The sequence below is a fragment of the Haloferula helveola genome (assembly GCF_037076345.1).
Classification (GTDB): Bacteria; Verrucomicrobiota; Verrucomicrobiia; order Verrucomicrobiales; family Akkermansiaceae; genus Haloferula; species Haloferula helveola.
Map to the genome: position 1 here is coordinate 3,759,879 of NZ_AP024702.1, position 19,314 is coordinate 3,779,192.

The following is a 19,314-nucleotide window of genomic DNA, read 5'->3' on the forward strand; positions in this document are numbered from 1 at the left end:
TCAGTTTCAAGATCCGGGGGCAGGTTTGCGCCGAGATGACGGAGGTCGCCGTGAACTACAAGACCGGCAGCGAGAAGCTGATCAAGGTGCTCGACGGTGCGTCGGCGCACCTGCGCGGGCTGCTGGAGAAGCAGGGCCGCGCCGATGGTGCGCTGCGGATCGCCGTGATCGGCGGTGGCTGTAGCGGATTGCAGTATAAGATGGATCTGGTCGATGGCCCGCGGGATCGCGACATCCTTGTGCCGAGCAACGGAGTGCAGGTGGTGATCGATCCCAAGAGTGCCCTTTTCGTCAGCGGCAGCGAGCTCGACTACTCGGACGATCTTCAGCAGGGCGGGTTCAAGGTCAGCAACCCGAACGCCGTGGTGACTTGTTCCTGTGGTGAGAGTTTCGCGGCCTGAGGACCGGAGGGGGAAGATGGATGCTTTTGCGGAGCTGGGGCTGGAGCGGAGTCTGACTCTGGATGGCGAGAGTCTAAAGGCGGCGGTGACGGCGGCCGGAAAAGAGCGCCATCCGGATGCGGGGGGAACGGCGGAGGATTTCGCGCGCCTGCAGCAGGCGAAGGGATTGCTGGAGCGCCCAGTGTCGCGTCTGAAGCACTGGTTGGAGCTTGAAAAAGTACCCGGCGACATGCGGGGCACGGTGTCCGACGATCTGATGGCGGTCTTTTCGGAAATGGGAGTGCTGCTCCAGCAGACCGACGAATTGCTGCGGGAGCGGGAAAAGGTGTCGAGCGCCCTGGCCAAGGCGATGCTCGAAGGCAGGGTGCAGGAGTGTCGCGAGAAGCTTGAAGCGATGCAGGACCGGCTGGGAGAGATGGTCGAGGTTCGGGTCGAACGTTTCGGGTCCATCGAGGTGGGTGGGACGGACGGCTGGGAGGTTGCCCGGGATCTGGGTTTTCTCGCCAAATGGCAGGGCGAGGTGCGCGATCGATTCGCGCGTTTGTGGTAGGCCGCCGGCCCGATTGAGGCTTGGCATTCCCGTCGGGGCACGGCAGAGCGGGGCCGTGGAGGAAGTCATCGTAGGAATCGACTTGGGAACGACCCACTCGGCCGTGGGTGTGGTGGACTCCGGATTCCCGATCCTGCTTGCGAATGAGGACGGTCGGCGGGTGATACCGAGTGCCGTTTGGTTCGGAGCGAGCGGCGAGGTGGAGGTCGGGGAGAAAGCCCTGCGACGCAGGGGAGTGACGCCGGTGGTGACAAGCGTGAAGCGCCTGATGGGCCGGAGATCCGGCGAAGTGGATGATTTTCCGCTGCCACTCGATGAGGGAGACGGCCTGCGGGTGCTGGGCCGGACGCCCGAGGAAGTCAGTGCGGAGATTCTCAAGGAACTGAAACGGGTGGCGAGCTGGCGACTGGATCGCGAGGTCCACAAGGCGGTGATCACGGTGCCGGCTTACTTCAATGATGCGCAGCGGTCGGCGACCAAGAAGGCGGGCGAACTGGCCGGGCTCGAGGTGGTGCGGATTCTCAACGAACCAACCGCGGCAGCCCTCGCCTACGGGCTGGAGCGGCTCGGAGAGAGCTCCCGGGCGGCAGTGTATGATCTGGGTGGTGGCACCTTCGACCTCTCGGTGCTCGAGATGCGGGACGGCGTGTTCGAAGTGCTCTCAACCTGTGGCGACACCCGGCTAGGGGGTGATGATCTCGACCGGGCCCTGCTCGATTGGGTGGTCGGGAAATCCGGAGCCGAATTTTCCGATCCCATGATGCGGGAGCGTGCCCTGACCGAAGCGGAGCGGGTGAAGCGGCAGCTCTCGGATCGCGAGGTGGAAAGCTTCCGCCTGCCATTCGCCGGGGAGGCGGGAGGAGTCGAGTGCGAGGTGACCCGTGGCGATCTGGAGCGCTTGGCCAAGCCGCTGATCGAGCGCTCGATCGCCTGCTGTCGCAGGGCTTTGGCGGATGCCGATCTCCGGAAAGAGGATCTCGATGCGGTGGTGCTCGTCGGAGGCAGCACGCGGATTCCCGCGGTGCGCGCGGCGGTCGCCGAGTTTTTCGGCCGGGAGCCTGACCTGTCCCAGCATCCCGACGAGGCGATCGCTCTCGGTGCGGCGATCCAGGCCGGGGTGCTCAGCGGGGCGATGCGCAAGGTGGTGCTGCTCGATGTCACACCGCTGAGCCTTGGTATCGAGACTTTCGGCGGCTTGATGAACGTGCTCATTCCCCGCAATTCGACCATCCCGACCAAGGCCGGGGAGATGTTCACCAATGCGGTAGCCGGGCAGCGCTCGATGAGTATTCGGGTGCTTCAGGGCGAACGGGAGATGGCGCGGGACAACTGGAAGCTTGGTGATTTTGCGGTGGAGTTCGAACCTGCGGAGAAAGGGCGAGCCCGGGTCGGGGTGCAGTTTTCCATCGATGAGAATGGGATCCTGCAGGTGCTCGCCCGCGACACCGCCACGGGGAAGGATGTGGTGGTCGAAATCCGCGACGCGGCGGTCGACGTCGAGGACGAGAAAGTCGAGGCGATGGTCAGCGAGTCGATCGAACATGCCTTCGACGACATGGCCGAAAGGGTGTTCACCGAAGCCCGGCTGAAGGCCGAGGAGCTTTTGCCTGCGGTCGCTTCTGTTCTGGATCAGGGAGCCGGTCTTGTCGATGAGACCGAGGCCGCTTCGATCCGGGCCGCCGAGGCGGAGGTGAGGGCCGCGATCGAGGAGCAGGACGCGAATCGTCTCAAGGCCGCCGTCGAGGTTCTCGACAAGGCGACCGAGGGTGTGGCGGCGAAGCTGGTGGAGCGGGCGATGGAAGAGGCGCTGGCCCGCCGTATGGAGGAATGAGCAGCGTCAGGGGCTTGTGATCCGGACGGATCCGGCGCAGCCTCCGGCCGAGCACCGCATGAGCGATTCCGACCACGACCACGATCCGGAAACCGAAGACGTCGGCGTCGAGCTGAGGGTTTTCGGCGGAGGCGCTCCCGCGGGCTGGGAGCGCGTCGCTGATGTTGAGGAAGTGGTGCGGCTGAAGAAGGATGGAGTCACCGGCGTGCGTTCGACCGACGAGGCCGAGCCCGGATTCGACGAACCGGAACCCCGAAAGCATCACAAGAGCCGGCGGAACCACCGGATCGCGACCCTCTCCATGGCGGGTGCGGCCTGCATCCTCGTGATCGGCACCGTGGCCTTCGTGATGTGGAAGCGCGGTGACAAGCCCGGTGACCGGAGTGCTTTCGACATCATCGAAATGGCACCGGGTGAGGCTGGCAGCGCAGGTGACCGGTTTGCGAAATCCACCGGACGCTACTACAAGGAAGCCCGTGAAATTCTCGGTTCATTCCTCGCGGCGGCAACGCCGGAAGAGGCAGCCAAGTGGGTTCGCGGAGGAGAAGGGATGTTGGAATTCATCCGACGGGATACGGGTGCGGTCCAGCTGAGTGATGATGACATTTACCGGATGAAGCTCAAAGTTCACGACGGCGCGGAGGGTCGCCAGTGGATCTCGCTCGACGGCAAGGACGGGCTCCGACGGAATGTGGAGGCGGTATTCGTGGTGAACGGTGATGGCCTCGAATTCGATTGGGCCGCAACGACCGGTGCGAGCGAGTTGGGCCTTGAGGAACTGCGGAGTTCCGAACCCGGTACCGAGGCGCTGATCCGTGTCGTGGTTTCCGGTGACAGCTTCTACAACAGCACGTTTCCGGAAGAAGAGGTCCGGTGTTTCGAAATCGAATCCGCATCGGGACTGGAAGTCGCGTGGGCCTACGCGCCGAAGTCATCGGAAGTCGTGAGACAGATTGACGAGGCCCTCCATGCCGACGGCACGATCCTGACGAGTGAGAACTCGGCCAAGATGACCTTGCGCGTCAGGAATTCGGGTTCGGGTACGACGGGTCAATTCGAGCTCGTCGATGTGGTGGCCAAGGGATGGATCATTTGGGAGAGCCCTTGAAGATGGAGACGGGAGGATGGTTCCACTGCGGACGATGCGGAGACTTCTTCCGCGGGAAGGAAGGTGACCTATGTCCGGACTGCGGGCGAAGCCCTGTCGTCGAGGAGTCCGAACTCGCGTTTCTGGAGGCCGCGAGGCAGGCCGACAAGAAGTCCATGAACAGGAGAACTTCCTCCGGGTCCAATCGCCCGGACGAACTTCGCGCCAAATCGTCGAAGGCCAAGAGTATCGCATGGTTTGTCCTCGGATGGATCCTGTTCCTCGGGTTCGTCGTCTGGATGGTCAACATCTCCCGCCAGCAGGGATCGGACTCGCTAGCGGGCCAGAAAAGCGTGACGGAGTTGGCCGAGAGCGGCCGGGAGTTTCAGGAGGCCTACCAAGCCTGCCACGGACTGGTGGCGTCGTTTCTTGCGAGTGCGGCTTCCGAGCACCGTGCGAAGCTGACCTACCAACCCGACGAGACCCTGAGGAAAATGGTGAATTTCCAGGGTGACGGGTTGGTCGGTACTGATGGCGAAGAGTTCACTCTGCCGACCTTCCGGTGGATTGAGACTCCGAAGGGTAGGATGTGTGAGAGCATCGGAATGATGGGGGAAGACCGGAGACTCGAGTTCCTTTTCATCAAGAATCACGAGGGTGAGTGGTCGATCGATTGGGACAACCTCGTTCGCTACTCGACGCAGCCATTGTCGGTTTTTGTTGCCGGAGAAGGTCCCGAAGTCGGGGAGTTTCGCGTTTTTGCCCGTCGCCGGGCGGGGTCGAGTGGGGAACAGGGAGACGTATCTAGGATCATGCTGTTCGAGCCCCGTCCGTGGTCTCCCGCCGAGACGGGCTCCCGTTCCCCGGAGATTCTGGTGGATCCGGAATCGGAAACCGGGCGGATCCTGACAGCGGCATTCGAACTGGTCGATGATGAGGAGGCTCCCTACGGAACCGAACTCCACGAGGAGGACCCGTATTCGATGGCCAGGCTGCGGGTCCGCCTGCGGCGCGATCCTGAGAATCCCAAGCGGATCGAGATCGAGGAAGTCCTCGCGTGCCACTGGTTCTCGATCGACGACCTTGGAGTGCGGGTCGAACCGGCCGAAGACTGAGCGGCCCTAGCCGAGGCCGGCGCGCATCGCTTCGGTCGGATCGGTGCCGGGAAACCAGTAGCGGAAGGCGGCGACTCCCTGATGCAGCAGCATACCCTTGCCGTTGGCGGTGCGGGCGCCTGCCTGCTCCGCCGCAATCAGGAACGAAGTACGGGGTGGCTGGTAGATCGAGTCGAAAACGGCGTGCCGGGGGAAGAAGCATCCGGCGGGGAGCGGTGAAGGGTCATCGGCCTTCAGGCCGAGCGATGAAGTGTTGACGAGAAGCGAGCAGGAACCGGTGAGCTCCTGAAGCACTTCGGCAGGGGCGTCGGCTCCGCAGGTGATCAGATCGACATCCGGATGGAGACGGCGGATCTTGGTGGCCAGTTCCTCGATCTTCGAGATCGTGCGGTTGGACAGGACGATGCGGGCGACACCGGAGCAGGCGCAATGCGTGGCAATGGCGCCGCCGGCTCCGCCGCCTGCTCCGGCAATGAAGACCGCCGCATCACTGAGTTCGAATTCGAGGTCTTCGCGGATGGCTTGCTCGAAGCCGTAGCCGTCGGTGTTGGTGCCGCGGATGGCATCGTCATCGAAGCGCACGGTGTTGACCGCTCCGAGTTCACGAGCGGCGTCCTCGATTTCGTCGCAGGCGGCCAACGCCTCGAACTTGTGGGGGACCGTGACGTTGCAGCCGATGAATCCGAGTTCGCGCATACGAGCGAAGGTTTGGGCCACCGTGCCCGGATCGACCTCGACGGCGATGTAGCTGGCGTCGATGCCGGCTTCATCGAGCGCCGGTTGGTGCATCCTCGGTGAGGCCGAGTGACCGACCGGATGGCCGATCACGGCAAGGCGTGCGGGTTTGTCGCCGGCGTTGGCTTCTTCGAGCGTCTCGGGTCGGTAAACGGGCATGGGATCAATCGGCTCGGGAAAAACCACGGATCAGGTAGGCGCGGAAAAACAATCCGAAGAGGAACAGCAGGGAGGAACAGAAGAGGCCCTTGCCCATGAAGTAGAGCGCGAGCGGGTCCTCAAACAAAGAGGGTCCCCCGGATGTCCCCGCCCCGACAACATCGTCGAGGACCCCGCTGAGCGCCGAGCCGGTGCAGCATGCAAGTACGACCAGTGCCACACCGGGATTGATCCAGGTCAGATAGAACAGCAGGACAGGATTCGGCTTCATCCCGGAACGCCCGAGGCAGTCAGAGTTTCGTGGCCAGATCGTGGAGGCGGGCGACGCATGTATCCTTACCGAGGATTCGGAGAATGTCCCCGAGGTCCGGGCCACCGCCCTTGCCACTGAGAGCGACTCGGGTGGGAAACATGAGTTGGCCCGGCTTCGCGCCGTTTTCCTTCGCCGTCTCGCCGATCGCCTCCTTGGCCGCCTCAGCGGACCACTCGCCGATGCCCGACAGACGATCGGCAAGGGCGGCGAGCAGGGTCGACGCCTGGTCGTTCTTGCGGACCTTTTCGAGCGGTTCGGTGTCGATGGAAATCTCATCGACCAGCAGGAAATCGAGCGCACCGGGGACTTCGGAAAGCAATCGGACTTTCTCCCGGACGGCCTCCGCCGCCGCGGGGTACCGTTCTCCGAGGGGCAGGTCGGCCTTCTCGACGAATGGCTTCGCGAGTTCCGCGAACTGTTCGGACGAAAGTTTGAGGAGGTGCTGCTGGTTCAGCCACGCGCACTTTTCCGCGTCGAAGCGAGCGGGCGAGCGGTTCACGTTCTCCAATGAGAAACGCGCAACCAACTCATCCATGGTGAAGACTTCCTCGTCGGTTTTCGGATTCCAACCGAGAAGCGCGAGAAAGTTCACGACCGCCGGGGCGATGAATCCGTTCTTCGGATAGTCTCCGACGGCAGCGCCCTCGTCCCGTTTGGACATCTTGGAACCATCGGCATTGAGGATCAGCGGGATGTGCGCGTACTGGGGAGGAGCGACCCCGAAGGCTTCGAAAAGCTGCAGGTGCTTCGGGGTGTTCATCAGGTGGTCCTCTCCGCGGATCACGTGGGTGATCTGCATTTCGAGGTCGTCGACGACGTTGACGAAGTGGAAGACATAGGACCCGTCCGACCGGCGGACGACCATGTCGGGCGTGTTGGATTCGTCCCGGTAGTCGATCGTCACCTCACCGCAGACGAGATCATTCATCGTCACCGGTTTCCGCTCGAAGCGGAACCGCCACGCGCCGTCGTCTTCATAGACGCGTCCGGCGGCGCGCAGGACCTCGAACCACTTGTCATAAAGCGCGGTCCGTTCGGACTGGTTGTAGGGTCCGAAATCACCGCCTTTGCCTTCGCCCTCGTCCCAGTCCAGTCCGAGCCAGCCCATGCCGTCGAAGATCGCGGCGCGGGCTTCCTCGGTGTTGCGAGCCTGGTCGGTATCCTCGACACGCAGTACGAACGCCCCGCCGTGCTGCCGGGCGAACAGGTAGTTGAAGAGCGCGGTCCGGGCGCCGCCGACATGGAGGTAGCCGGTGGGTGAGGGGGCGAAGCGTGTGCGGACGTCCATGGGCAGGGACGCTAGATTCCCCCGAAGAAGTGCCAAGCCCATATCCCGATTCCTCGTTTCACAAGGGTGGGCACGGTTTCGGAGTTGGATCGCGACGGATCGGCGCCATGCTTTCTCCGGATGTCGAGGATCGAGACCCGGGGAAGTGTGGTGATCGGCGCGGCGGTGGCGCTGGCGGCCGCCGGGCTTCTGAGGGTCGACGGGGTGCTGATCGCGCTCGGGCTTGCCGCCGCGATCCTTGCCGGGCTGGCATGGGCCGTGGGGCGATGGAACCTGCGGCGGATCGATGTGGCCCTTGAGGGGCCGCCCGTGGCCCAAGCGGGTGAAGAGCTCCGCTTCGCCATCCGTGTCACCAACCCTCGCCGCCTGATCGACGCATTTGCATTGCGCCTCCAGTTGATCGGTCCCGGCGGGCTCGACGAGAGCTGCTCGCTTCCTTGGGTGGCTGCAGGATCTGACGCCGCCGGGGAGGTCAGGGCGGTGATTCCCGACCGTGGGGCCGGTGACTCGGTTGAAGCGCGGATCACTTCGATCTTTCCCTGCGGTTTGTTCCGGTTCGAGCGGCGTCTGCGGATTCCGCATGGCATGCTGATCCTGCCGCGGCCTGTGGTTCCACCCGAACTGCTTGAGGGGGCCGGATCGCGTAATGCCGGGGACCGACGCAGGCCGGGCTACCGGGAAACGATGGGCGAGCTGCGCGGGTTGAGGGACTACCGGCCCGGCGATCCCGCCAAGCTGATCGCATGGCCATCGAGCCTGCGATCGACGGCTCAGGGTGGTGGTGTGCTGGTGCGCGAGATGGATCCGCCCGGGTTCCAACCGGAGCGCGTGGTGCTGATCTTCCACTCGTACGGAGCGGATGGCGCCCTGATCCGGCCGGACCGGTTCGAGCGGGCGGTTTCACTTGCTTGGGGTTCGGTCCGCCACCTCCAGTCGAAGCGGGTTCCGGTGGTTTGGATCGCTGACTTCGAGGAATGGGTGCCGCGGGAAATCGATGGTCGCACGGCGCTCGGGCAGTTGGGTGAGGCGCTGGCCCGGGCCAAGCGGTCGAAGGGCACGGAAGCTCATGAGGTCGAGGCGCGGTTGGCGGACTTCAGGGGGGAAGTGCTGCTGGTTTCGGACATGCCGCCATCGTCTTGGTGCCGGTTGACCGCCGAGGTTCCCGGATCGAAGGTGATCGATGTGACCCGCTACGAAAAGGGGCTGAGTTTGAAGGGAGGAACCCATGCGTAATGCTGCGGCGCTTGTGGCCTTGGCGGCTGCCTACGTTCTGCTGCGAGGCCACCCCGACGCGTGGCCGGCGATGGTCCGCGCATGCGTCGCGGTGCTGTGTCTGTTCGCGGGGTTCGGGCTTTGGGCGGCGGCGCACGCTGGGGAAGGCCCCGTTCTGGCGAGCCGACGGCGCGTTCGGTTGCCGGACTACCTGTCCCTGGGGGCGGTCGTGTTGGCGATCGAGGGGGCGTTCCTGTTATTCTTCAATGTGGCGCCGGAGCCGCTCGAGACGATGGCGGGCCGTTTTGAGGAATGGCTGCGGCCGATGGCGGCCAAGGAGCGAAGGGAGGAACAGGCCGGAGAACGGGACCCGAATGCCGGCAACTGGCTCTGGGACCGGCATGGTGAGCGCCGGCTTCCGTTGCGAACCAACTACAAGCCGGGCAATCGTCCCGAGGTCTTTCTGCGGCCCTCCGGTGACGCCGCATCGCTCCTGTCGTCACGGATCTACGTCCACGCCTTCGCCTTGGCCGAGTATGGCAAAGGGGTCTGGTCGGTGGGTGATGTCGAACCGGTTCCGCTGCCCGCCGACAACGATGGATGGGTCCGGCTTGATGAAGTCCGAAGCGGTGAGGCGGTCGGTTGCCGGGTCTATCACAGTCTCGAGCGATCGGGTCAGAATCCGGTTCTCGGATTGCAGGGGCTGGCCGCGGCCCGATTGCCGCAAGTGAGCAAACTCGCGCCGGGGCTGCATCTTCTTCCGCCGCCCGAGAGCGAGAACGGCTACGAGTACGATACGCTTTCCCGGCCGGTCATGCTCGATGACCTTGTGGGCCTCGATGTGGCCGTGCCGGACGCGGTTCCGGATCGGTTCCTCGAACTGCCCGGTGGTGCGTTGGGATTCCGGATCGCCGATCTGGCCCGTGTCGTTCAAGGCGAAGGCGGGCTCGTCGAGCGTCTGGTCCGCATCCGCAACCACCTCAGAACCACGCTTGAGTATTCACTTGTTACCGAAAACGAGGATGGGCGGGACCCTCTGGAGAACTTCATGTTCGACGAGCAGCGGGGTCACTGCGAGTTCTTCGCAACGGCAGGCGCGTTGCTGGCCCGCTCGGCGGGGGTTCCGTCGAGGATCTGCTACGGCTGGAGCGGTGGAACTTACTACGAATCGGGTAGGTTGTTCGTCTTCCGCTCGCGGGAGGCCCACGCGTGGGCCGAGGTGTGGCTCGAAGGTTGGGGCTGGGTCGTGCTCGACCCGACACCGCCAACGGCCTTCGTCAACGGCCGGCCCGATCTGGCCGCTCCCGACGAGCCTCCTCCCGGCGCCGACGATCTGCTGGCCGAATCCGAAGTCATCGGCGAAGGGGGACGCTCGTGGTTGACTGGGCTCGCCGCGCTTTTCGGTGTGCCGGTGGCGGTGCTCTGGTTCGCCCGTCGCCGTCGGCCCCGGGACAGCGCGGGGTGGGATGGATCCGACGCGCCACCCGCTCCCTACTGGCGGGTCTTTCTCAATGGGTGCATGCTTCGCGGGCTGAGTTGTCGGCCGGGCCGGACGATGCGTGCGATGCTGACTTCTCTCAACGATCCACCTGAGATTGCCGCCGACCTGCTTCGCTACCACTACGCGGTGCGCTACGAGGGCCGGCGGAGGGATGCCGGAGAAGAACGACGGTTGGCCAAGAGCCTTCGTGCGTGGGAACGCTCGATTCAGTGACGTTCGTTCGAACTTCCGCTCCGCTTGTACTGTTCGTCACGCAGCTTCCGGAGATACTCCAGATACTTGCGCTTCGCTTCGAGGTCGGCTCCGTCGCGGGTGACGACCGTCTGGTTACCATACTTCTTCCATGGGCCGTAGGGGACCTGCGCCGCCTCGACGAAGCGCCAGTGGCAGAGTTCGCCGGAGTGCAGCCCGAGGTAGTCACGGACGGAAGGGGAGATGTCGATCGCGGCAGACTTGTTGGACCGGTTCTTCGGGGGTTGGTTTCCGAAAACGTATTCCCAATCATCCGTTCGCCACGGTCCGCAATCCTCCCATTGGGCGTAGCAACTACGGCCTCCGTGGTAGATCTGGATCCAACGGCCCTTGAGGGTGGTCTTGCCGGGCTGGGGGGACATCCGGGCGAACCACGGGATCACCCGTGATGCCTCCTTCTTGTGCGACCGGTAGCCACCCACGTCGTTGTAGGGCAGCGCGATATAGAAGGGGTTCAGTTTCGGGATGAATGCCTTGGGGCGGAAATCGGAGTTCCGATGGTCGGCAATCCTCTGGGACGGGTCGGGATTGTCGTAGCCGCCGAAGTTCTCCATCCACTTCGTGTCCCACGACGACTTGCAGTTCGGCGTGGGATTGTTCTGCGTCGGTTGCTCGCCGACCCAGAACACCGTGGCGCGGATGTTCTGACGCCATGGGTAAAGCTGGGTGCCCGTCTGTGCCATCGGGCGGGTCCGCTGGACCGGCTCGCGGCTTGTCGGAATCACCACACGCGGCAGATTGGCGGAACTCGAGGTCGTCTGGCCATGCGCTGACGGTGCGGCCGCGAGGGCGGCAGCCAGAGTCAGGAGCGGAATCGTCGCGCGCATAAGGTCTCAGAAACGGCGCAGGATGGTGTCCTTTTGGAACCGTTCGTCAATGCCCGGATAGTCTAGCGTATAATGCAAGCCCCGGGACTCCCGGCGCCGGATCGCGCAGTCCACGACCAGCGAGGCCACCGCGACCAGATTCCGGAGTTCGAGGATGTCGGCATTAACCCGGTGGCCCCAGTAGAAGTCGCGGACTTCCTTTTTCAGGTTCCGGAGCCGGGTTGCGGCACGACGCAGGCGGTTGTCGGTACGGACGATCGACACGTAGTCCCACATCAGCCGCCGGAGTTCGTCCCAATTGTGGTAAATCACGACAAGCTCATCCGGCGGGGCGGTGTCGCCGTGTGACCAATCCGGGATATCCGGGGCGTCCAGCGCGTGCTTCCCGGGGTCGTAATGGTGGAGAATCTGGTCGAGCGCCCTCCGAGCCATCACATTTCCCTCCAGCAGCGAGTTGGATGCCAGTCGGTTGGCGCCGTGGAGCCCGGTACATGCCGCTTCGCCGATGGCGTAGAGCCCCCGGATCGTGGACTTTCCGGCCACGTCGGTGACCACGCCGCCGCACTGGTAGTGGGCGGCCGGGACGACCGGAATCGGCTCCTTTTCAGCGTCCAAGCCGAAGGAGAGCAGCTTCTCGTGGATGAACGGGAAGTGCTCGTGGAAAAAGCCCGGCGGCTTGTGGGTGGCGTCGAGAAAGACACAAGGAGCGCCGGTCTTCTTGATCTCGCGGTCGATCGCGCGGGCGACGATATCGCGCGGAGCCAGCGATCCGCGGGGGTCCGCTTCCTTGACGAAGTCTTCGCCCTTGGCGTTGACCAGCACCGCGCCTTCGCCGCGCACCGCCTCCGAAACCAGAAACGACCGGGCCTCGGGGCCTGTGGCGGCGGGGTTGTAAAAGCAGGTCGGGTGGAACTGGATGAATTCCATGTTCGCGATGGTCGCACCCGCCCGCCATGCCATCGCGACACCGTCGCCGGTCGCCGAGTCGGGATTGGTGGTGTAGAGGTAGACCTTGCCGCAGCCACCGGTGGCGAGAATCACGCGGTCGGATCGGAAGACCTTCACGTCGCCACTTTCCCGCTCGAGCGCATAAGCGCCGAGGACGCGGTCCTCGGTGACTACGCCGAGCTTTGCGGTGGTGATCAGGTCGATAGCGAAGTGGTCCTCGAGCAGGGTCAGATTCGGCGTATTGCGGGCCTTTTCCACCAGCGATGTCGCGATTTCGCGGCCGGTCGTGTCGCGGGAATGCAGGATCCGGCGCTTCGAGTGGCCACCTTCCTTGGCCAGCTCGTAGCGGCCGGATTCACGGTCGAATTCGGTCCCGTAGCTGACGAGGTCGTCGATCGTTGCGGCACCCTCGGCGACGATTTCCCGGACGACTTCCTCATGACAAAGCCCGGCGCCCGCATCGAGGGTGTCCGCGACGTGCAATTCCACCGAGTCGCCCTCCTCCCGGAGTGACTCGGGGAGGACCGAGGCGATTCCGCCCTGAGCCCAAGCCGTGTTGGAGTCGAGCAGCTTGCCCTTGGTGATGACCGTCACCGAGCCATGTGCGGCAGCGCGAATGGCGAAGGACAGCCCGGCGATTCCGGCACCGATGACGAGGAAATCGGAGGTCATTTCAGGTGGGGGGACCGAGTGAACCGCCAAGAAGCCTGAAACGCCAAGGAATTATGCGGGATGCGGCTGTCTGAGCGCGTCAGCCCGAGGGCAGCAGGCGGTTGTCGATGAGCCGGACGTCTCCGTAGAAGACGGCGGTCGCAAGCAGGGCGGCTTGGGTCAGGTCGTTGGCCGGCTGCAGGGACTCGGCGTCGACCAATTCGAGGTAGTCGATGCGGTTGAGGGGGGATTCGATGGCTGAGCGAGCCTGTTCGAGGAGTTCCGCGGGAGTCGCTCCGGGGCGGGCCTCCAGCAGCGACGCAGCAGCCTCGAGTCCCCTTCGGATGCGCGTCGCGTCGTTTCTTTGATCGGGCGTCAGCCGCGCATTTCGCGACGACATCGCCAATCCGTCGGGCTCCCGAAGGGTCGGGTGGGCGATGATTTCGACCGGAAGATCGAGGTCGCGCACCATCCGGCGGATGATCGCGAGCTGCTGGAAGTCCTTTTCGCCAAAGACCGCCGACGCTGGACGGAAGAGATTGAAGAGCTTGAGCACCACCGTGCAGACCCCGTCGAAGTGCCCGGGACGGGTGGCACCGCACAAGGTCTTGGAAAGCGAGGTCTCAAGCACCGTGACCGAGCGGTCCGGGAGATACATCGCGTCCGGAGCAGGAGTGAAGACCAGGTCGACGCCCTCCGACCGGCATTTCTCCAGGTCGGACTCGAGCTTCCGCGGGTAGGCGTCGAGGTCGCCGGGGCGATCGAACTGGATCGGATTGACGAAGATCGAAACCGCCACCGTGCCGTCCGGTCCCGCGGCTTCCCGCGCGCGCCGGATCAGGGCGAGGTGGCCGGCGTGGAGAGCCCCCATCGTAGGCACCAGCACCAGCGGCGCCGGGCTCGGATCTCGAAGGTCCCCGGGGGTGGTGACGACGCGCATGGTGCCGCAGGATTCTCCAGCGGCGCGATTGGGGCAAGAATGGAGAATTGGCGCGGCAGGAGTGGCGTTGACGGGTCGGTGAATTCCGTTCACGGTCTCCCCGAACCCCACCGGGAACCATCCAATTCATGACTATGATTCGTAAATTCGCCGCCCTGATCATGGCTGTCGGGCTTTGTGGAGCCGCCGCCGCCCAGGACGCCAAGCTGAACATCGCGACGGTCGATATGCAGCAGCTTTTCAAAGAGTACCATCGCACGAACGAGGCTCAGAAGAACATCAACGTCGAGCGCGCCCGGATCCAGAAGGAGAACAACGAGCGCCTCGCCCGCATCCGCGAGCTGGACACCGAGCTCCAGAACATGCGCAAGCAGCTCGATGATCCGTCGATCTCGGACTCCAAGAAGCAGTCGGTTTACCGCGAGTGGCAGATGAAGCAGAACGAGGGCATCGCGCTTGACCGTGAGCGCCGCGAGTTCCTCCAGCGCCGCAACCAGGCTCTCAACGAGAAGATGGTCCAGCGCATGAAGGGTATCCTCGAAGAAATCCGCAAGCTGGTGGAGGAAGAGGCCAAGAAAGAGGACTACGATTACGTGTTCGACAAGTCGGGCATGAGCACCTCGCAGGTTCCTTTCCTGCTCTACACCAAGGACGCGACGGACATCACCGCCGTGCTGCTTGAAGACCTCAACAAGGACGCTCCGGAGGACTCCGGCACCGAGGAAGAGGCCACCGAGCCCGCTCCTGCCGAAGGCGCCACCGAGTGAGCCGCGAGGCCGTGGCACTGACCCTTTCCGAGCTCGCCCGACAGGTCGATGGTGACATCGTCCGGGGCGAGCCTTCTTTTGTGATCGAAGGCATCGCCTCTCTCGACGAGGCGACCGCCACCGAGCTCTCGTTCCTCGGCAACGAGCGCTATCGCCAGCAGTTCCTGAAAACCCGGGCCGGTGCCGTGATCGTGCCGAAGGGAGTCGAGGACGGGCCCGAAGGCGTCGCGCTGGTCGCGGCCGAGAACCCTTCGTATGCCTTCGGTGCGGCGGTAAAACACTTCACGGCGGCGCATGCCCGGCAGTTCGAGCCGGGAGTCGATCCGCGCGCGGTTATCCACGAGACCGCCAAGCTGAACCGCGACAAGGTCCGGATCCATGCCGGGGCCGTGGTGATGGCAGGGGCGGTGATCGGCGACGGCACCGAAATCGGGCCGAATGCGGTGGTCGGCGAACAGGTGAAGATCGGCGTGGACTGCCATGTGCACGCCCTGGTCTCGATCCGCGAACGCTGCGTGCTCGGAGACCGGGTGATCATCCAGCCGGGCGCGGTGATCGGTTCGGACGGTTTCGGCTATGAAACGGTCAACGGCAGCCACGTGAAGATCGACCAGATCGGAATCGTGGTTCTCGACGACGACGTCGAAGTCGGCGCCAACACGACGATCGACCGGGCGCGCTTCGGCCGGACCGCGATCGGTGCCGGCACCAAAATCGACAATCTCGTCCAGATCGCCCACAACGTGCAGCTGGGTCCGCACAACCTGATCGTTTCCCAGAGCGGGATCGCGGGTAGCGCCAAGACCGGCAAGTATGTCGTCCTCGCCGCCCAAGCGGGCATCGGCGGTCACGTGACCATCGGCGATCAGGCGGTATTCGCCGGACGCAGCGGAGCTACGGCGGATATGGAAGGCGGACAGACCTACGGCGGTTATCCCGCCCAGCCCCACATGGACGAGCAACGTCAGAAAGCGGCGCTGAGGAAATTGCCCGACTTGATCAAGCGCGTGAAGCGGCTGGAGAAGGGGTGATGGGAGGCGGGACGCCCTCGTCCCGCGATCTCAGGGGGCATTGGGCGGACCGGTGGGTTTTTCCGGACAGCGGAAGAAAGAGGTTTCCGGGGTTCGGGCGGGTCCGGTTGCGGGACGAGGCGTCCCGCCTCCCATGGGGGGGTTCGGCGAACCGGTGCCATGGCGATTGGCCGGGACGACAGGTCAGCGGCGTTTTCCTTCGATGATGCTGAAGATGAAATCGTCCTGTCTCGGAGGACCACCATCCTTGGCGACCACCTTGATCAGGCAGTCGGGGAAACCGGCCTTCCGGTAACGCTTGAGGAGTGCTTGGCGGGCGGCTTCGATTTCTGCGGGGGCGCTGTCGAAGGGATCGAGGCCCGCGAGGTCCGCCTCCAGTGCTTCGGTGGAAACCGAGTGGTTACCTACGATGAGTGTCCCCACGCCCAGCGACCGGCGTGGCACCACTTCATAAACGACCCGAACACCGTCATGCTGCTTCTCGGCCAAAACCCTGACGTCGTCGACAAACCCGCTCTCGTAGAGCGCCACGATGTCGTTGTCCACATCGGCGGTGGAGTAGGGCGCTCCTCGCCGAAGAACGATGTAGTTTCGTAGCCGCTGTTCTTCGATCCATGTCGGACCGGTGTATCTGAACTCCACGGCGGCAATCCTCTCTCCTTCGACGGAAGTGCGCTTGCTCCGACACCCGAGCGCGCCGAACAGGCACGCGGCGGCGAGTAGATGCAGTGTGACCTTCGCCATGGAAGAAGATGAATTGGAATAGGGAGAGCGGCTTTTCAAGCCGCCGCGCATCAATCTCGCCTTGAAGCAAACCCGCGGCTTGAAAAGCCGCACTCCATAATCGGGACAGCAATGTCCCGGATCCGGAAAAGAAAGAAGCCGCCCGGCGGATCGGGGGACGATCTGCCGGACGGCTTACACACACACACGTTTGGGGGAAAACGGTGTCCTCAACTTTCCGTCAAGGGGCCGCGAACGGCTCGTTGGGGGGGAATGTTGCCCTGTTGGGGGCGGACGGCCGGAAGGTAATCCCGAACCTCACCGGAAAGCAAAGTCTTTATGACTATCTCGGTTCGTATTTCCCAAAACCCCTTGTTTTGTAGGCTTTGGAGCCCCTAACGAGATCGCGTAGGCAGGGCTGAATCAAGCTTCCGAGTCCTTCTTGGCAGCCTTTTTCGCGGTCTTCTTGGCCGGCCTGGGCGGGAATTCGAAGCCGATCTTGCCGGCATCCAGATCCAGCACCAGATGGGCGTCGAAGGGGCGCTTGGTCCGGTTCGAGATGAAGCCCTTGATCAGTCCGGTCTTTCCTTCGGCGAGCATCTTGAGCAGCTCTTCTTCGGGAATCTCGCGCTGGAGAATGGTTTTGCCGATGCGGATGCCGTCGGGCTCCTTCTTGGTCTGGATCTCGGGAACGAACCAGGCCTTCTCGGTGCCGTAAACCTTCACCTGACGGCCGTCGGTCAGCGGCACGGTGCCGATGACCTGGTCTTCGGTCAGATCCGAAGCCGATTCCTTCTCGTCCTGATCGAAGACGAAGTTGACCTTGAACTTGTCGTCGAGCTCGAGTCCTGCCTCGAAGGGCTTGTTGAAGCGGCTCATGAAGCCTTCGAGCGGTCCGACAAACTTGGTGGTGAAGAGTTGCTTCGCTTCCTTCGGAGTGAGCAATCGGCCGGCGATGTGTTTCTTCGCGCGGAACTTGCAGTCCGGTTCACGACACTCGTAGGTGGCGTCGGTCTGTTTCAGAGCCGGTGCGCCACAGGCGGGACAGGGCACTTCGAGATCGGGGAAGCTTCGGCTCTTGAGTTCTTCCGCGAGCCCTTTGGCCTGCTCCACGATCTTCGTGGTGTAGGCCTTGATCTCATCCATGAACTCGTCGCGCTGCAGCTTGCCGAGCTCCATCTGCCGGAGCTTGTACTCCCAGTCGCCCGTCATCTGTGGCGAGGCGAGACCTTCGACGTTCATCTCCTTGCACAGGCGGATGAGGCGCATGCCGTTCGGGCTGACGTGCAGGGGCGCGCGTCCGCCGTCTCCATCGCGGGCGATGTATTTCTGGCGCAGCAGCGTCTCGATGATCGCGGCGCGTGTGGCCGGAGTGCCGAGTCCGCGTTCGGACATCGCAGCGGCCAGTTCCTCGTCATCGAGCAGTTTGCCGGCACCTTCCATGGCGGAGAGCAGGGTCGACTCGGTGTAGCGGGCCGGCGGTTTCGTTTCGAGATCGAGGATCTCGAGCGACTCTGTGTTCGCGGTTTCGCCGTCCTCGACGGCGGTCAGACCGTCCTTTCCGGAAGCGACGCCCGGTTTGCGGCCATAGACCGCGAGCCATCCGGGCTCCACCAGCACCCGTCCTTCGGTCTTGAAGACATCATTCGCCCCGGTCGTCTCGATCCGGGTCAGGCGCGTCGTCTGCTCGAACTTGGCGTTCGGATAGAAGACGGCGATGAAGCGTTTGACGATGAAGTCGTAGAGCGTCTGTTCCGCGTCCGAGAGTTTCACCACGCGGCCCGTCGGGATGATCGCGAAGTGATCGGTGACCTTGGATGAATCGAAGATCCGCTTGGACATTATCAGCTTGGCCCCGTTTTTCTCCTCGAGAGCTGCCCGGGCGAATTCGGCGACCGGAAGGTCGCTGTTGGCGATTTCCGCCATCGTTTCGCGAACGGTGGCCATATAATCCTCCGGCAGGTACCGCGAGTCGGTCCGCGGATACGTCACCATCTTGTGTTTCTCGTAGAGTGCCTGGGCCAGTGAAAGCGTGCCCTTGGCGGAGAACGGCGCCTCGCGCTGCAGCGTGGTGAGATCGTAGAGCTGGGGAGCGATCTGGGTGGACGGCTTCTTCGTTTCCTCGATCCGGCCGGTCTGTCCCTCGCAGCGGGACTTGATGGCCTCGGCCAGAGAGCGATCCCAGATCCGTTCGGCACGGCCATGGGGCTGGGAGGGGTCCCGTTTGAACTCGGGATCGATCCACTTGCCGAGGTAGTCACCCGCCTTCACGCCGAAGGTGCCGTGGACCTCGAAGTAGGGATCGGGCTTGAAGGCCTGGATCTCGGCCTCCCGCTTGGCGAGGATCGCGAGCGTCGGGGTCTGCACCCGGCCGGCGGAGGTGATGTTGAAGCCGCCGTGGCGGGAGCGGAAGCAGGTCAGCGCGCGGGTCGCGTTGAGGCCGACCAGCCAGTCGGACTCCGAACGGCAGCGGGCGGCGTCGGCCAGCGGCTGCATCTCCTCATCGGAACGGAGCTGTTCCCATGCCTCAAGGATCGCGCCTTGGGTCATCGACTGCATCCAGAGGCGCTTCACCGGTTTGTCGATGCCGCCGATGTCCATGATGTAGCGGAAAATCAGCTCTCCCTCGCGGCCGGCGTCGCAGGCATTCACGATCAGATCGATGTCCTTGCGCTTGGCGAGCCGGACGACCTGCTTGAGGCGGGCCGACGATTGCTCGATCGGATCGAGATCGAAGCGGCTCGGGATCGCGGGGAGGACGTCGAATTTCCACGGCAGCTTGTTGCCGTTGGGGCCGGTCGGCATCCGGAGCTCTACCAGGTGCCCGACCGCCGAGGTGATCACGGCGTCGTCATTCTCGAAGTAGGCATCCCGGGCCTTCCCTTTCTTCTCGAACTTGCCGAACACCTTGGCCAAGGCCCGGCTGAGGTCGGTCATGACGGACGGTTTCTCGGCGATGATCAGCGTTTTTCCCATGAAAGTG

Annotated in this window: 17 protein-coding genes; 9 read left to right on the forward strand and 8 right to left on the reverse strand. The window is 63.7% G+C overall.

What is annotated here, in order from left to right:
* Positions 1-35: 35 nt before the first annotated feature.
* The 5 genes from HAHE_RS14130 (at position 36) to HAHE_RS14150 (ending at position 4,984) form a co-directional block, all read left to right on the forward strand.
* Entirely contained in the window at positions 36-401 is a 366-nt protein-coding gene (locus tag HAHE_RS14130) for an iron-sulfur cluster assembly accessory protein (protein WP_338685319.1), read from the forward strand.
* 16 nt (positions 402-417) lie between these two features.
* A complete protein-coding gene (locus HAHE_RS14135) occupies positions 418-951 on the forward strand; it encodes a hypothetical protein (RefSeq protein ID WP_338685321.1) in 534 nt (177 codons plus the stop codon).
* A 55-nt stretch (positions 952-1,006) separates the two neighbouring features.
* Complete coding sequence (locus tag HAHE_RS14140) at positions 1,007-2,782, forward strand: Hsp70 family protein (protein WP_338685323.1); 1,776 nt, start codon at positions 1,007-1,009, stop codon at positions 2,780-2,782.
* Between the two features lie 58 nt (positions 2,783-2,840).
* Positions 2,841-3,890, forward strand: a complete 1,050-nt coding sequence (locus HAHE_RS14145) for a hypothetical protein (RefSeq protein ID WP_338685324.1) — start codon at positions 2,841-2,843, stop codon at positions 3,888-3,890.
* 155 nt (positions 3,891-4,045) lie between these two features.
* Positions 4,046-4,984 carry a hypothetical protein gene (locus HAHE_RS14150; protein ID WP_338685325.1) on the forward strand — a complete coding sequence of 313 codons (939 nt, stop codon included), beginning with the start codon at positions 4,046-4,048 and terminating at the stop codon, positions 4,982-4,984.
* Between the two features lie 6 nt (positions 4,985-4,990).
* Here the strand turns inward: HAHE_RS14150 and aroE are convergent, their stop codons facing one another.
* Genes aroE through gltX form a run of 3 tightly spaced genes read right to left on the reverse strand, consistent with a single transcriptional unit; the run spans position 4,991 to position 7,479 of the window.
* Positions 4,991-5,878 carry a shikimate dehydrogenase gene (gene aroE / locus HAHE_RS14155; RefSeq protein ID WP_338685327.1) on the reverse strand — a complete coding sequence of 296 codons (888 nt, stop codon included), beginning with the start codon at positions 5,876-5,878 and terminating at the stop codon, positions 4,991-4,993.
* 4 nt (positions 5,879-5,882) lie between these two features.
* Entirely contained in the window at positions 5,883-6,149 is a 267-nt protein-coding gene (locus HAHE_RS14160) for a hypothetical protein (protein ID WP_338685328.1), read from the reverse strand.
* Positions 6,150-6,168: 19 nt separating this feature from the next.
* Positions 6,169-7,479 carry a glutamate--tRNA ligase gene (gene gltX / locus HAHE_RS14165; RefSeq protein WP_338685329.1) on the reverse strand — a complete coding sequence of 437 codons (1,311 nt, stop codon included), beginning with the start codon at positions 7,477-7,479 and terminating at the stop codon, positions 6,169-6,171.
* Between the two features lie 120 nt (positions 7,480-7,599).
* Between gltX and HAHE_RS14170 the strand changes: the two genes are divergently transcribed.
* A complete protein-coding gene (locus HAHE_RS14170; RefSeq protein WP_338685330.1) occupies positions 7,600-8,712 on the forward strand; it encodes a DUF58 domain-containing protein in 1,113 nt (370 codons plus the stop codon).
* Positions 8,705-10,405 carry a transglutaminase-like domain-containing protein gene (locus HAHE_RS14175; protein ID WP_338685333.1) on the forward strand — a complete coding sequence of 567 codons (1,701 nt, stop codon included), beginning with the start codon at positions 8,705-8,707 and terminating at the stop codon, positions 10,403-10,405. The genes HAHE_RS14170 and HAHE_RS14175 overlap by 8 nt, the downstream gene beginning before the upstream one ends.
* Here HAHE_RS14175 and HAHE_RS14180 read toward each other — a convergent pair.
* The 3 genes from HAHE_RS14180 to panC all read right to left on the reverse strand — a co-directional run bounded on the left by HAHE_RS14180 (position 10,399) and on the right by panC (position 13,810).
* The gene (locus HAHE_RS14180) at positions 10,399-11,271 is read right to left on the reverse strand and encodes a hypothetical protein (RefSeq protein WP_338685335.1); all 873 of its coding nucleotides are present in this window, start codon (positions 11,269-11,271) and stop codon (positions 10,399-10,401) included. The two genes, HAHE_RS14175 and HAHE_RS14180, sit on opposite strands and share 7 nt — an antisense overlap.
* Positions 11,272-11,277: 6 nt before the next feature.
* Complete coding sequence (nadB, locus tag HAHE_RS14185) at positions 11,278-12,891, reverse strand: L-aspartate oxidase (protein ID WP_338685336.1); 1,614 nt, start codon at positions 12,889-12,891, stop codon at positions 11,278-11,280.
* A gap of 79 nt (positions 12,892-12,970) precedes the next feature.
* Positions 12,971-13,810, reverse strand: coding sequence for a pantoate--beta-alanine ligase (panC, locus tag HAHE_RS14190; protein ID WP_338685337.1), 840 nt, complete (start codon positions 13,808-13,810; stop codon positions 12,971-12,973).
* Between the two features lie 128 nt (positions 13,811-13,938).
* Here panC and HAHE_RS14195 point away from each other — a divergent pair, with 128 nt between their 5' ends.
* Together HAHE_RS14195 and lpxD are read left to right on the forward strand one after the other, a co-directional pair.
* Complete coding sequence (locus tag HAHE_RS14195; protein ID WP_338685338.1) at positions 13,939-14,577, forward strand: OmpH family outer membrane protein; 639 nt, start codon at positions 13,939-13,941, stop codon at positions 14,575-14,577.
* A complete protein-coding gene (lpxD, locus tag HAHE_RS14200; protein ID WP_338685339.1) occupies positions 14,574-15,608 on the forward strand; it encodes a UDP-3-O-(3-hydroxymyristoyl)glucosamine N-acyltransferase in 1,035 nt (344 codons plus the stop codon). Before HAHE_RS14195 ends, lpxD begins: the two co-directional genes overlap by 4 nt.
* A gap of 183 nt (positions 15,609-15,791) precedes the next feature.
* Here the strand turns inward: lpxD and HAHE_RS14205 are convergent, their stop codons facing one another.
* Together HAHE_RS14205 and topB are read right to left on the reverse strand one after the other, a co-directional pair.
* Entirely contained in the window at positions 15,792-16,352 is a 561-nt protein-coding gene (locus HAHE_RS14205) for a POTRA domain-containing protein (protein WP_338685341.1), read from the reverse strand.
* A gap of 402 nt (positions 16,353-16,754) precedes the next feature.
* Complete coding sequence (gene topB, locus HAHE_RS14210) at positions 16,755-19,307, reverse strand: DNA topoisomerase III (RefSeq protein WP_338685342.1); 2,553 nt, start codon at positions 19,305-19,307, stop codon at positions 16,755-16,757.
* Positions 19,308-19,314: the final 7 nt, after the last annotated feature.

Excerpts from the sequence above, each read along its gene's own strand:
- HAHE_RS14130 (WP_338685319.1), top strand. The coding sequence starts at position 36 with ATGACGGAGGTCGCCGTGAACTACAAGACCGGCAGCGAGAAGCTGATC.
- HAHE_RS14135 (WP_338685321.1), top strand. The coding sequence starts at position 418 with ATGGATGCTTTTGCGGAGCTGGGGCTGGAGCGGAGTCTGACTCTGGAT.
- HAHE_RS14145 (WP_338685324.1), top strand. The coding sequence starts at position 2,841 with ATGAGCGATTCCGACCACGACCACGATCCGGAAACCGAAGACGTCGGC.
- HAHE_RS14150 (WP_338685325.1), top strand. The coding sequence starts at position 4,046 with ATGAACAGGAGAACTTCCTCCGGGTCCAATCGCCCGGACGAACTTCGC.
- aroE (WP_338685327.1), bottom strand. The coding sequence starts at position 5,878 with ATGCCCGTTTACCGACCCGAGACGCTCGAAGAAGCCAACGCCGGCGAC.
- HAHE_RS14160 (WP_338685328.1), bottom strand. The coding sequence starts at position 6,149 with ATGAAGCCGAATCCTGTCCTGCTGTTCTATCTGACCTGGATCAATCCC.
- gltX (WP_338685329.1), bottom strand. The coding sequence starts at position 7,479 with ATGGACGTCCGCACACGCTTCGCCCCCTCACCCACCGGCTACCTCCAT.
- HAHE_RS14170 (WP_338685330.1), top strand. The coding sequence starts at position 7,600 with ATGTCGAGGATCGAGACCCGGGGAAGTGTGGTGATCGGCGCGGCGGTG.
- HAHE_RS14175 (WP_338685333.1), top strand. The coding sequence starts at position 8,705 with ATGCGTAATGCTGCGGCGCTTGTGGCCTTGGCGGCTGCCTACGTTCTG.
- HAHE_RS14180 (WP_338685335.1), bottom strand. The coding sequence starts at position 11,271 with ATGCGCGCGACGATTCCGCTCCTGACTCTGGCTGCCGCCCTCGCGGCC.
- nadB (WP_338685336.1), bottom strand. The coding sequence starts at position 12,891 with ATGACCTCCGATTTCCTCGTCATCGGTGCCGGAATCGCCGGGCTGTCC.
- panC (WP_338685337.1), bottom strand. The coding sequence starts at position 13,810 with ATGCGCGTCGTCACCACCCCCGGGGACCTTCGAGATCCGAGCCCGGCG.
- HAHE_RS14195 (WP_338685338.1), top strand. The coding sequence starts at position 13,939 with ATGACTATGATTCGTAAATTCGCCGCCCTGATCATGGCTGTCGGGCTT.
- HAHE_RS14205 (WP_338685341.1), bottom strand. The coding sequence starts at position 16,352 with ATGGCGAAGGTCACACTGCATCTACTCGCCGCCGCGTGCCTGTTCGGC.
- topB (WP_338685342.1), bottom strand. The coding sequence starts at position 19,307 with ATGGGAAAAACGCTGATCATCGCCGAGAAACCGTCCGTCATGACCGAC.